The sequence below is a fragment of the Cytobacillus gottheilii genome, assembly GCF_001636345.1.
In the GTDB taxonomy this organism is placed as follows: domain Bacteria; phylum Bacillota; class Bacilli; order Bacillales; family Cytobacillaceae; genus Cytobacillus; species Cytobacillus gottheilii.
Genome location: NZ_KV440945.1, coordinates 4,059,053 through 4,072,154 on the forward strand (window position 1 = coordinate 4,059,053; position 13,102 = coordinate 4,072,154).

Here is a 13,102-nt window from a genome sequence, read left to right on the forward strand (position 1 = left end):
ATCACTTTAAAGCTCCCTTTGTTAACCCTTCCTGCAATCTTTTTTGTCCTAGGAATAAAAGCAATAATGTCGGTAAAATTACCATTACTACACCAGCCATCACCACCCCCCATTCTGTTGAAATTTCTTGAGATTGCATTTGCTTCAGGCCAATCTGCACGGTGCGCACTTGCTCGTCGTTTGTTACGAGCAATGGCCACAAATACATATTCCATGCAGTTAGGAAGCAATACATCCCAAGCGTCACCAAGCTTGTCTTAGAGACAGGCATTACAACTGAACGAAAGAAGCGGAAATTGCTGATCCCCGCAACCTGCGAGGCTTCATATAGCTCTTTTGGAATCGTTTTAAACTGCTGTCTCAGCAGAAATGTTCCAAATGCCATTGCAAAGAATGGAACCGTCAGGCCTGTGTAGCTATTGAGCCAGCCGAGCATCTGAACAGTCTGGAAGTTAGGTACCATCGTTGCTTCCCAAGGAATCATCATGGTTGAAATAAAGATAAAAAATAAAACGTTTCTCCCTTTAAAGGGAATGAACACGAAGGCAAAGGCTGCTAAACTAGAAAAAATCACCTGACCAAGCATAATAAGAAATGAAACAATCAGGCTATTAAACAAGTAAGTTAACAGCGGCACTTTCTCAAATGCATTAATATAATTGGCTAATGTAAATTCTTCTGGCCATAGATTCCCTTGCAGCACTTCTCCGCCTTGCATAAAGCTGATTAAAAAGGCATAGATAATCGGGAAAAACATAATGGCCGCAGCGATCAGAAGCAAAGCATAGGTGAAAAGCTTTTGGCCCCAGCTCATTGGTAATGCACCTTCCTCTCACCTAGCTTAAATTGGATTAGAGTGACAATCAGAATACCGAAAAAGAGCAAAACTGCCTGGGCACTTGCTGAACCAACATTGTAATTTATAAAAGCATCCTTATAAATCGCATACACAATAACATTGGTCGTTTCCATCGGTCCGCCCTTCGTTAAAATATCAATCTGTCCAAACGTTTGAAAGGCGTTAATCATTGATACTGTAATGACGAAAAACAATGTGGGTGAAAGCATTGGCAACGTTATTTTTCTCAATGAATAAAACCGGCTGACACCTGCTATTTTCGCACTTTCATAAAGCTGGCTATCAATATTCTGCAATCCTCCCAGCAGAATCATAAAGGTGAAGCCGGTATTCATCCAGATTGTTGCAATGGAAACGGAAATTAACGCCCAACCAGGATCAAGCAGCCATTGAATTTCTGACAAGCCAGCCCAGGTAAGAAAACGGTTTGCGATCCCAATCGCTGGATTATACATAAACATCCAAATAACAGAAGATGCGGCAACACTCATTCCCATTGTCGATGAAAAAATAGTCCTGAAAAACCCAATGCCGCGCAGCTTTTCATTTGCTAACAAAGCCAAAGCTAACGCTAATATAATTCCTGGCGGCACAGTATAGAGAACAAACAATAAAGTAGCTTTCATACTTGTCATAAAGCTTGATGAGGAAAACAATTGTACAAAATGATCAAAACCAGCAAATGAAAGTGGCACACCCTGAGCATCTGAGTAAAAAAAGCTTAAGTACAAAGTCTTCATTAGTGGATAAAATAAAAACACCGTAAATAACAAAATGGAAGGCAATAAATAGAGAAGCCCTTCTAAAAGCGATGCAAATCTCCTCGAATTTCCCAGCCATCTCTGCTTCACAAATGACTGTGTTTCCTGCTGTGCCTGCGGAAGACTCATAATACAACCTCCAGCACTTTCTTGGAGTGAGTTTTCTCCAAACGTTCTCCTGTAACCGCATCAAATAATTCGATTTTGTTATGATCAACCGAAACCTGGAGGATTTCCCCTATTTCAGCGCTCCATTGACCGGGCCACTTAGCAATCCATTGTTTGTTTCCTTCTAATTCAAAAGATACTAGTGTCTCCGTTCCAAGGACTTCAACATTGGCCACTTTAACATCTGCAGCAGGAAGCCCCTCATTAGCAGGCAGTATGGCTTCTGGCCTTACACCTATAATGACTTCTCCATCTTGATAACCATCGACCTTTATGTTCCACTTGTTTGCGATCTGCAGCTTGCCTTTATTCACATGTGCAGCGGTTAAGTTCATTGGCGGAGAGCCAATAAAAGACGCAACAAATGTATTTTGCGGGTTATTATAAATATCGAGGGGCTTTCCAACTTGCTGTACCTCGCCATGGTTTAAGATCATCATCCGATCAGCCATTGTCATAGCCTCTGTCTGATCATGGGTAACATAAATCATGGTAATGCCTAGCTTCCGCTGAATTTGCCGTATTTCTGAACGCATTCTCGCACGGAGCTTTGCATCTAAGTTCGAAAGCGGCTCGTCCATCAGACAAATAGGTGCATGTGTTACAATGGCTCTTGCCAAGGCAACACGCTGCCTTTGTCCGCCTGATAATTCCTTCGGTTTGCGCATTAAATAGTCAGATATCCCAAGCATCTCTGCTGCTTCCTTACAGCGTTTGATCTGCTCTGATTTGGCTATTTTCTTTACATGTAAGCCAAACATAATATTTTGCTCTACTGTCAAATGCGGAAATAGAGCATAGTTTTGAAAGACCATGGATAAATCTCTTTCATTTGGACGCAGTCTATTCGCTGTTTCCGAACCAATGATCAGCTCTCCTTCCGACACCTCTTCAAGACCGGCAATGATACGCAGCATTGTACTTTTCCCACAGCCCGAGGGTCCAACTAATACAAAAAATTCTCCAGGCTCGATTGCCGCATTGATTCCTTTCAGCACTTCAGGATTTTGACCATAGGACTTTCGAATATCCTTTAGCTGCACTGCTTTCATGAAAGCACCACCTTTTCCTCCGATTTATAAACCCTCCATAACTGCTGTTTCCCTGTAGAGGCTGCCATCGCCCCGCTTTCTATTGCATCTTGGATTTGGCTTCTATAATGTATAAGCCCGCCTGTAATAAGAGGGATATCTGTTTCTTCCTTTATACTTTTCACAATCCCAGGAAGAAGCCCGGGCATAAGTTCCAATGCATCTGGCTTGATCTCTCTACTTACTTTTAAACCGTTTTCAACTGCTTCCGAATCAATGAGGAACAATCTTTGAATGGCAACCAAACCTTCTTGTTTGGCTATTTTAATCAGTGATGGTTTGGTTGCTACAATCCCAGTCGGTTGAATGAAGTTTGAAATAAAGCGCAGGCCTTCCTTATCCTGACTAATGCCCGGGATCTTTTCTAAATGGAGAAAAACGAGTCTGTTGTGATATTTAAGCAAGTCAACATACCTTTTAATAACACTGATGTTTCCCATTAACAAAAATGCAGTATGGATATCACGAGTTAAGAAGTAATCCAATGATTTTGGATCCTTAATAGCCGCGATCACCCGCTCTTCTTTCATGTTTTTCAGAAATTGCTGTTGCTGATCCGTCATATTAATCCTCCCAGCCATTTAGTTTCGGTAGGATAGACCATACACTTTTAAAAAAAGCCATAAAAACAGGTGGAGGGATCGGGATCATCTCCATGTTTTTATGGCTTCTCATTTTCATAACCGGTCTATTCACTTGTCATTCACAAGGCTCATTCTATCCTGTTATTGTGAAGAGCGTGTTAAAAAAATAGTATATTTTTGTAAATTCAAAATCATTACCCTTGTGATTTCCATCATTTATAAAATTGCCTTATAATAATAGTAAGATTATATGAATCTCAGAATGTTCAAAACTTACATATGAAGACAAAGGGGAGAATAATGAATGGGTGTTCGTCTAAGGAAAGGGCAAAAAGTAGATCTTACGAAATCAAATCCAGGCTTACAAGTGGTTGTCGCTGGCCTGGGCTGGGATGTAAGCGGCGGTCCGGCAAACTATGACCTGGATGCTTCCGCCTTCCTGACCAATGGTGCCGGCAAAGTACATAGTGATCTCGATTTTGTCTTTTATAATAATCCTAATGGAGGCAATGGTTCTGTTATATACACTGGTGATAATAGGACTGGTGCCGGCCATCAGGATGATGAGCAAATTAAAATTGATTTGAATCAAGTCCCGGCATCAATTGAAAAAATTTCATTTTCGATTACGATTCATGACGCCCAAATGAAGGGGCAAAATTTTGGACAAATTCAAAACGCATATGTACGCATTTTTAATGCTTTTACAAATGAAGAATTGCTCCGCTTTGATCTTGGCCGGGAATTCACTGTGGAAACAGCAATCGTAGCGGCGGAGTTATACCGTCATAATGGAGAATGGAAGTTTAATGCAACTGGAGCAGGCTTCCAAGGAGGACTTGCTGCCCTGTGCCGCAATTTCGGCATTGATGTAGACGACGAGCCTGCACCTGCACAGCCACAAGGAGGTAATTTTCAGCCTTCATTTCAGGCTCCGCCAGCACAGCCATCTTATCAGCAGCCGTCCTATCAGCAAAACACATATAGCCAGCAGCCATCCTACCAGAATCAAAGTCAGCCAGCTTTCGGTCAGCCTAACTATAACAGCAGCACTTCGTACAATCAGCCGTCCTACTCACAGCCTGGATACGAATCAGCAACACAGCCGACACACCACCTTCAGCCTTCATCCAATTATGGTGATAATGTCAGCTGTACACGCTGCGGCTCCACAAATGTAAGAACTGGTGAAAAAGGGTTCGGCCTTGGAAAGGCAGCGATTGGCGGACTTATATTAGGACCAATTGGTCTGCTTGGCGGTTTTATCGGGAAAAACCAGCTGAAATTCTCCTGTAATCAGTGCGGAAATAATTGGTCTCCAAATCAAACGGATTATGCACAATGGGCGAACGATCAAAAGAATAAAGCACAAGCTTTATTTGCACGTTATAAAAGTCAGGATGTCCTTGATGCGGTTGTTGCTTCCTGTGCCCTTGTCGGCATGGCTGATGGCCGCTTAGATCCTAGTGAGCGTCAAAAGATGATGGAATTTATTCACCAGAGCCAAGAGCTGAGAGTTTTTGAAACGAATAAGGTCGTTCAGCAATTCAATATGTTCGTGCAAAAAATTGAAATGGATCCGATTATCGGCCGTGCAGAGGCATTTAAAGCGGTTGGCCGTGTCCGTTCAAAACCCGAAATAGCCCGTTTAGTTGCCCGCTACTGTATTGCGATCGGCTATGCAGACGGCCACTTTGATCCAAATGAAAAACAGGCAGTCACTGAAATTTGCATGGAACTTGGCTTAAATCCGCATGAATTTCTTTCATAAGAACCATGTAAGGTTAATTTCGATAAATTAATAGTATGACTCAGCTATAAAAAACTTGACTTATCTTATCTGAGGCTCTGCTTTTTGCAGAGCCTTTTTTGCTTCTCCTCTTTCACATGAATAGTTCTTCTGCATTGAGGGTAAACTCTCTTAAATGATATGTGGCAAAGGAGATGAGTTAAATGCATGAAAATTCTTCAACTGAACGATATATGCCTGTCACCTCTTCAACAAGCGGAATGATACAAAATGCTGCAGATGGTGTATATGCTTTTACCGTTCAGATCGTCAATGTATGTTTTGTTGCGACAAATACAGCTGCAGGGGAATGGGTATTAGTAGATGCCGGCATGCCTAAATCAGAAGAAAAAATTATTGAAGCTGCAGAGGAGCTCTTTGGAAAAGGAGCAAAACCAAAGGCGATTATTTTAACACATGGACATTTTGATCATGTAGGAGCCATTATAGACCTTGTAGAGAAATGGAATGTGCCTGTATTTGCACACGAATTGGAAATCCCCTACTTAACAGGACAGAAAGATTATCCTAAACCAGATCCATCAGTAGAAGGCGGTTTAATTGCAAAAATTTCTCCATTATTTCCTCATGAAGGCATAGATCTTGGCGCACATATTCAATCACTGCCAGCTGATGGTACTGTTCCTTCAATGCCAGAATGGAAATGGATTCATACACCAGGACATACACCAGGACATATTTCCCTCTTTAGAGAAAATGATAAAACCTTAATCGCTGGAGATGCATTTGTAACAGTTAAACAAGAATCACTTTACAAAGTATTGACACAGGAACAGGAGGTAAGCGGTCCGCCAAAATACTTAACAACAGACTGGGACGCTGCTCGCTCGTCGGTACAAACACTGCAGAAACTGGATCCCTATGTTGCCATTACAGGTCATGGCATTCCAATGGCGGCAGCTGAACTGGAAGAAAACCTGCACAAGCTCGTTCAAGACTTCGACTCTATCGCCATTCCGGAGCATGGGAAATATGTAGATGAATAATAAATTTGATGTTGGATCATAAGTATTCAACACACCATAGAACAGAATGATTAGAAAGTGACTTTTTTAATCATCCTGTTTTTTATTTTTTTATAAACTTGAGTGAAATGGAGCGGAGGACCCTCGACTCCGGTGGGCAGAGGAAAGGGTGAGACCCCGCAGGAGCCTGCGACGAGGAGGCTCAGCTTGTGATCCCACGAAAAAACAGGGTCAGCAGCGCAATGCAACGGGCTTGTTTAAACAGCCAACACTATGACATTTGTATATTTGAAATCTTATTATAGTTTGTCCAGCCATTTTTTAATAACGAAAAAGTTTATCTTTATTCAAAAAAGGAACAGTAATACAAACATCATTGTTAGGAGAGGTTCCTTTATGTTTTTAGATGGATTTATTAACCAAAAGGTCCAAGTGAAATTTAAAAACTTGCCTGACTATTTAACAGGACCTGTCACAGGCATTTATGAACCAGATGAATGGTACTTGGTCAAACTCGTGAAAACAGAGAGCATGGGGATTTGGGTTGAAAATCCTTGTTACAAACGTACAAAGATCAAGGAAGAAGATGGAACAGATATACCAAAAGAAAAGCAAAAAGAAGAGGAATGCACAACAAACCTATTAATCCGCTGGGAATATGTTAGTTCAGTCATTACCTTTCCGAATGATGCTTCCTTAGGAGCAGATAAGCAGGCAAGATTAATAGGATTTGAAATAAAGTAAGTGCACGTTCAAACGGAAATTATTTTTCCGTTTTTTCTTTTGCTCTTCTAAATCTATTGCCTTAAAACTTTGAATTTTTGTTCATCTCAAAAGTTTGCTATGATTATAAGAAAATGCACAGGAGGTTTTTTCAATGACGAAAAGAAAAATGATCATTACACATTCTATACATGAATCATACATCAAAGACATACAGGAAGCTGTACCTGACTGGGAATTAATCGTTGGAAAAGAACCTCATATTTGGCAGGACCATTTACAGGACGCCGAAATAATTGCAGGCTGGAAAAAGGGGATTGCAGAATTACTGGATGGTGAAAATCTTAAGCTCAAGTGGATCCAATCATGGAGCGCTGGCGTTAATTACATGCCTCTCTCTGTCCTTTCTTCCCATAATATTAAACTGACAAGTGCTGCTGGCGTGCACGCTTATCCTATTTCTGAAACCATTTTTGCCCTTATGCTTGCTCTCACTCGAAAAATTGATCAGTATGTGAAAAATCAGCAGCAAAAAAAATGGCATCATGCTGATATTAACCTTGAAATCCATGGCAAAACGATTGGTATTTTTGGATTTGGAGCAATCGGAAAGGAAACAGCCAAAATTGCAAAAGCATTCGGCATGCATGTCATTGGTGTCCGTTTCTCCGGCAAATCAGATCCGTATGCAGATGAAATGTATACTGCTCAAGAAATAGATGAAATTCTGCTCAAATGTGACTACATAGCCGTTACTTTGCCTCTTACCGACGAGACAAAACACCTTTTTGGTGCTAAGCAATTCTCGCTGATGAAACCTTCATCCTTCTTTATTAATATCGGGCGTGGAGAAATCGCTGACGAACAGGCCCTCATTGAAGCACTAAGGGATAAGAAAATTGCTGGAGCTGGCCTGGATGTATTTGAAAAGGAACCTTTAGACGAAAACAGCCCCTTATGGGAGCTGGATAATGTCATTATTACACCACATACAGCCGGCTCAACGGAACATTATGATCAGCGCCTAATCAGGGATATTTTTCTGCCAAATTTAAAGCAATACCTTGCTGGCGAGGATCCGTCTATTAACTTAGTTGACTATAAAAAAGGGTATTAAACCATTTTATCTTGATAATAAAAAACGAGATTCCCATATAAGGTATCTCGTTTTTTGGCTTCTACATCGTTTGTGTCTTATGCTTTCGCTTAGAAAGAATCTGTTCTAAAGCCCCTGATCCAAAGAGCACACCGCTGACAATTAAAACTAGGCCCAGGAGATGAGATATTGTAATCACCTCACCTAAAAATAAAGCAGATCCTGCAAGCGCAAAGAAAGTATTTAAGTTTAAGAAAATGGATGCTTCCGCTGGTCCAACCCTGCTGATCGCCGAGTTATAAACCATATGACCAACACCGGTAGCAAGAATGGCAGAAATAAAGAATAATAGCCAAACATATCCTGGAGCAGAGGAAATTTCAGAAAGTCCTCTTGGCTCGACAATAAGACTGATGACAAATAAAATAATGGCTCCCCACACAAGCATATAACCTGTCAAAAGACGGGCATCCATGGTCTTTGATGCCTTGCTTATTAATATAAAACTGAATGCCTGTGCCAAAATAGACAGAAACACATAGAAGTCACCGATTGATAAACTGGAGATTCCTTCACCGCCTGACAGAACAATAAATGTTACGCCAGTGCCTCCAAGCAAAAATCCGCACACTTGGATAAAGGTGGGACGATTTTTTAATATGACCGTTGAAAATATAGCCGTCAATAATGGACCTGCTCCTAAAATAAGACCTCCATTAGTAGCAGAAGTTTCTGTTAAACCGATCGATAAAAAAGCATGATGGGCAACAACATTTATCAGGCCAGCAAACAGTATGTAGACCAATTCTTTTCCACTTGGGCCTCTCAGTTTTTTTAACAGAAACAAAATCAAAAACACAGTAATGCCTGCTGTTAAAATCCTTAATGACGTAATTGTAATTGGCGAAAAGCTACCCACCAATACTTTTATAATGGAAACGTTAAATCCCCATATCGCCATCACACCTGTTAGCAACAAAAACGTTGACAAGTTCTTCAACTATAATCCTTCTCTCCTATAAATTTACTTCTTATCTTAACATAGTGCAGAACCAGTTGAGCAATCTAATTTTCAATCGAAACCCGTTGCCGTACAGAACAGATAGAGGTATTGTAAAAGAAATACTAGAAACGGAGTTTTAACATGATACAGTTACAGTTTCAGTTATCAAATTATTGTGTTAAAAAGGAAAATCAGCACATACACTTGCTGCGCAAGGAATTTTATTTATTACAATTTTTATATGACCATGCCAATCAGCCTTTTACAAGAGAACAGCTGCTCGATGCTGTATGGCCGATGGAAATGCCTTCTGACAGGACGGTGGATGATCATATCTATCGCCTGCGAAAAAAAATAAAGCCTTGGGAAAATGATCTGAAAATCGAAACGATAAAAGGCTTTGGCTACCAGCTCAATTGTAAAAAAGCTGAAAAAACCTTTGCTCTAAGCAATGATGAGGATTTTCAAATGTTATCTCAGCGGCTGCTAAGTATATATCACTTATACGGACATGGAGAAGCAATTGAAAAAATCATTCAGCAATCAGAACTGGGAATTGCCATCCCATCACATTTTCATAAAATTATTGCTTTTATGAAGGGCGACATTTGGAGCCTTATTGATGATCATTCAAACATAGACGATAACCTTTATTTTCTTATCAATATATTTCAAACATTATCCCATGATTACCAAAGAACACTCCATTATAATAAAACTGCTATTCAAAAAAAAATGTTCTCAGGCAGCACCATGCTTGAAGCGAAAACTCTTGGCCTGCTCACTGCTTATATCATGAGCAAAGACTTTACAGCAGCCAAACTTCATATAGAAAAAATTCCTGGGATTGAACCAAAGATTATGGATCCAGAGCATGGGTATTTTCCTTTTCTCATGACCATGCAATTAACGATCGCTATTTGTGAAGATAACAAACAAGATATTAAGAGATTGATTTCTATCCTGAAGCGTTTTTTTGAGGATCGGCCGTATAAAAGAGAAATGGGCATTTTCAACATTCTGGAGGGCAGCTATCTTATTAAATCTGGACATATAGAGAAGGGCCGTTTAAAAGTCGAAAATGGATTTGACATTATTAAGCAGAGTCATTTCACCTCACATCTTTACTATGCAACAGATATTTCGCTATTCCTTCTTAATAATTTCGTGGATGATCCGATGCTCTATAAACAAATTTTGACTATGCGTTCTATGCTTATTCCAGAGCAGCAGGCAGAAGAAGCTGTTGCAGTTTTAAAAAAAATTCTTGATAAGAAAATCGGAGAACGATGATATTCCTCTGACATACCGCCTCTATAGTTGAGATAGAAATCTCAATGAGAAAAGGTGATAAGATGTCAGAGAAAAACAAAACAAATAACAGTATATGGCGCAATTCGATTTTCATGAGAATTTTCGCTTCTTATTCCGTATCCATTATGGGCAACTACTTTGATTCGGTAGCACTTATGATCATGTTTGGCTACCTTTGGCAGGCAGAACCAATCGTAATCGCATTTATTCCTGTCGCGGTTGCCTTGCCTCAAGCTATATTAAGCCAATTTACAGGTGTCCTTGCGGATAAAATGAACAAAGTGAAACTCATGCTTGTTTCTGATTTATTAACAGCATTGCTGACCCTTTTATTGTTATGGGCTGCAAGTCCATGGATTGCCTTACTTTTAATCAGCCTGCGCTCTACGGTTAACGTCGTTCACTTTCCAGCACAGCAAAGCCTGATAAAGCATGTTGTCCCAGAACAGCAGCTGATTAAAGCTGTATCTTTAAACGGGATGGTTATGCAGCTTTCTAAGATTATCGCTCCACTTCTGGGCGGAATATTGGCTGGTGCTACCTCCCCGCAGGTTTGTATTCTTTTAAACGCAATTGCCTTTTTTATCTCCAGCGTCATATTAATGACACTTGTAAAAAAAAAGAAAATTACTCATACATCTGCAGACCATAATGAAACAGATGATGCTTCCGCACTTCCGGCCTCCTTCTGGCAGTCTTGGAAGGAAGGATGGGGTTTTATTTTTAGAAGCCGCATTCTCAAAGTCAGCTTTTTACTATCGTTTATCGGACTAAGCTTTATCCAAATGATTGATGTCCAGTTTACAACCTGGCTCCGGGTTTACGCACCGGAACGGTCAGAGCTTATCGGCTGGATCTTCGCTTCTTCCGGTTTTGGCGCATTGATGATGATGATGTTTTTAAATCGGTTCGAGCATTTCCGCTCCTATGGAACTCTTCTTGGCGGCAGTATCTTATTTATCGGAGCTGGATTTGGCGGATTTGGTTTCTTAACAGAAGGTTTTGCCATGTGGCTTCCTGTATTATTAGGAATTTTTATCGGTCTCGGTGTAGGTCTCTACTCCATCGGGTTTCAGTACATTATTCAAAAACATACAACGGAAAAGAGCATTGGCCGGGTATCTGGCATCAGCAACTCCATATCAAGCATGACCGTGGTGATTGCACCGTTAATTGGCGGCATGCTCGTGCAGAAATGGGGACCTGGCACGATCTTTTTAATCATTGGAGTAATTTGTACTCTTGTGGGATTAGCTGCTCTTCTTTTACAAAAAGTATTGTGGAAGGAGTCCAAAGAGATTTACAGCACACAAGAGCAAAGCATATAGCTTGATTTTCACACAAAAAACAGCTGGAGGCTGCGCTTAAAATGCTCAGCTCTCCAGCTGCTTTTCCTAAATATCTTATCCCTTCAATACATCATGATCTACATAGCGCTCACCATTGAGTTCGCTGATTACGTTAATTGCCACTTTTGCTCCATCCCCTGCAGTCACAATGGTATGTACACTGACACCAGCAACTGTTCCGGCAGCCCAAATGCCTCTAACATTTGTTTTCCCAGCTTCATCTGTATCAATGATGGTTTTTACGCGCGGCTCTGTACCTTCCTTTGTTGTGATGCCTGCTTCCTCTGCTAAATCGGCCATAAAGCCTGTTGCAAGGATGATATGTTTTGCCTCATATAAAGCTTGATCTGTTTTAACTACGAATCCAGAGTCTCCGCCATTAATAGACTCAACAGTTCCCTGAACAAACTCCGCACCAAACTTTTCTGCCTGCTTCTTCCCCTGCTGTACAAGATCTGGTCCGGAGATTTCAGATACACCGTAATGATTTTCAACCCAGGCACGCTTTGTAACACCTTTATCATTGTCAATCACAAGTACCTTTTTTCCTGCCTTCGCTGCAAAAATTGCAGCACTTGCACCAGATGGGCCAGCACCAACAATTAAAATTTCATACATTGTATCTCCTCCTTATCTTCTATATTTAAAGAATATTAAAAATAATTTCCTTTGTAAAATTGAAAGACTTAACCAGAAGCTTTATTTTGGTCATTCAAAGAAATTTGTTCACAGAAAAATCAAGATTTCCCGCTGTCTCGAAATACTGCCCTTTATAACACAAAGAAGGCGAGCTTCACTTTTCAATGAAGCTCGCCTCCTTTTTAATTCTCATCTCGTTTTATTGTGTTAATCAGTTTTTCAAGCCAATGGATGCTGGACTCATTTTGAGATGAAATATAGCTGCTCATAAAATCAACGAACCATTCATTCTCTTTGCTGACCTGCAGCTGTGCTTCAATTCCTTTAATTTCTTCCCAATGCCCTTTAACCTTTTCTAATCTTTTTTTGAGAATGTTTACGACTTCATCTCGCTCAACATATTTTAAGTTGACTAAGCCTACCGTCATGCCTTTAATATCATCAGCGTTTTTAAATAGACTGTAAATTAATTTAGGCAGCTCTTCACGGCCTTTAGCTGTAATTGAAAATACATGCTTATCAGGACGATTTTCTTCTTTGATGATCTCAACGGTCTCAATTAAACCTTTTTTGGCTAAAGAATCAAAATGGTAATATAGCTTACTCTCTGTTAGTCCGCCAAGCTGATCCAGGGGAATTGGTTCCGAGAGCTGTTTTTTTAATTTATATGGATAGGTGTTTTCTTTCATTAGCTTGCTCAAAATAAAAATTTGAACGGACATGATTTTTGCTCCTTCAAG

At 40.3% G+C, this 13,102-nt stretch carries 13 protein-coding genes; 6 read left to right on the plus strand and 7 right to left on the minus strand.

The window, feature by feature from the left end:
• Position 1 precedes the first annotated feature (1 nt).
• Genes A6754_RS19790 through A6754_RS19805 form a run of 4 tightly spaced genes read right to left on the minus strand, consistent with a single transcriptional unit; the run spans position 2 to position 3,442 of the window.
• Positions 2 to 814 (minus strand): carbohydrate ABC transporter permease, encoded by an 813-nt coding sequence (locus tag A6754_RS19790; RefSeq protein ID WP_066450010.1) that lies wholly within the window; start codon positions 812 to 814, stop codon positions 2 to 4.
• Positions 811 to 1,749, minus strand: a complete 939-nt coding sequence (locus tag A6754_RS19795; RefSeq protein WP_066450012.1) for a carbohydrate ABC transporter permease — start codon at positions 1,747 to 1,749, stop codon at positions 811 to 813. Before A6754_RS19795 ends, A6754_RS19790 begins: the two co-directional genes overlap by 4 nt.
• Positions 1,746 to 2,840, minus strand: coding sequence for an ABC transporter ATP-binding protein (locus A6754_RS19800; RefSeq protein ID WP_066450013.1), 1,095 nt, complete (start codon positions 2,838 to 2,840; stop codon positions 1,746 to 1,748). Before A6754_RS19800 ends, A6754_RS19795 begins: the two co-directional genes overlap by 4 nt.
• Positions 2,837 to 3,442, minus strand: coding sequence for a glycerol-3-phosphate responsive antiterminator (locus tag A6754_RS19805; RefSeq protein ID WP_066450014.1), 606 nt, complete (start codon positions 3,440 to 3,442; stop codon positions 2,837 to 2,839). Before A6754_RS19805 ends, A6754_RS19800 begins: the two co-directional genes overlap by 4 nt.
• A 325-nt stretch (positions 3,443 to 3,767) precedes the next feature.
• Here A6754_RS19805 and A6754_RS23370 point away from each other — a divergent pair, with 325 nt between their 5' ends.
• The 4 genes from A6754_RS23370 to A6754_RS19825 all read left to right on the plus strand — a co-directional run bounded on the left by A6754_RS23370 (position 3,768) and on the right by A6754_RS19825 (position 8,078).
• Positions 3,768 to 5,234, plus strand: a complete 1,467-nt coding sequence (locus tag A6754_RS23370) for a TerD family protein (RefSeq protein ID WP_066450016.1) — start codon at positions 3,768 to 3,770, stop codon at positions 5,232 to 5,234.
• 182 nt (positions 5,235 to 5,416) lie between these two features.
• Entirely contained in the window at positions 5,417 to 6,259 is an 843-nt protein-coding gene (locus A6754_RS19815; RefSeq protein ID WP_066450018.1) for an MBL fold metallo-hydrolase, read from the plus strand.
• 375 nt (positions 6,260 to 6,634) lie between these two features.
• Positions 6,635 to 6,982 (plus strand): hypothetical protein, encoded by a 348-nt coding sequence (locus A6754_RS19820; RefSeq protein ID WP_066450021.1) that lies wholly within the window; start codon positions 6,635 to 6,637, stop codon positions 6,980 to 6,982.
• Between the two features lie 133 nt (positions 6,983 to 7,115).
• Entirely contained in the window at positions 7,116 to 8,078 is a 963-nt protein-coding gene (locus A6754_RS19825) for a D-2-hydroxyacid dehydrogenase (RefSeq protein ID WP_066450023.1), read from the plus strand.
• A 61-nt stretch (positions 8,079 to 8,139) separates the two neighbouring features.
• On the opposite strand, the gene A6754_RS19830 is transcribed toward A6754_RS19825, so the two are convergent.
• The gene (locus A6754_RS19830; RefSeq protein WP_066450025.1) at positions 8,140 to 9,057 is read right to left on the minus strand and encodes a DMT family transporter; all 918 of its coding nucleotides are present in this window, start codon (positions 9,055 to 9,057) and stop codon (positions 8,140 to 8,142) included.
• Positions 9,058 to 9,201: 144 nt separating this feature from the next.
• Between A6754_RS19830 and A6754_RS19835 the strand changes: the two genes are divergently transcribed.
• Together A6754_RS19835 and A6754_RS19840 are read left to right on the plus strand one after the other, a co-directional pair.
• Entirely contained in the window at positions 9,202 to 10,353 is a 1,152-nt protein-coding gene (locus A6754_RS19835; RefSeq protein ID WP_066450027.1) for a winged helix-turn-helix domain-containing protein, read from the plus strand.
• Between the two features lie 62 nt (positions 10,354 to 10,415).
• Positions 10,416 to 11,702: an MFS transporter gene (locus tag A6754_RS19840; RefSeq protein ID WP_066450029.1), complete on the plus strand. Its 1,287-nt coding sequence runs from the start codon at positions 10,416 to 10,418 to the stop codon at positions 11,700 to 11,702.
• Between the two features lie 75 nt (positions 11,703 to 11,777).
• Here A6754_RS19840 and A6754_RS19845 read toward each other — a convergent pair whose 3' ends face one another.
• Together A6754_RS19845 and A6754_RS19850 are read right to left on the minus strand one after the other, a co-directional pair.
• Positions 11,778 to 12,341, minus strand: coding sequence for an FAD-dependent oxidoreductase (locus tag A6754_RS19845; RefSeq protein ID WP_066450033.1), 564 nt, complete (start codon positions 12,339 to 12,341; stop codon positions 11,778 to 11,780).
• 203 nt (positions 12,342 to 12,544) lie between these two features.
• Complete coding sequence (locus A6754_RS19850) at positions 12,545 to 13,084, minus strand: PadR family transcriptional regulator (RefSeq protein ID WP_066450035.1); 540 nt, start codon at positions 13,082 to 13,084, stop codon at positions 12,545 to 12,547.
• Between the last annotated feature and the right edge of the window lie 18 nt (positions 13,085 to 13,102).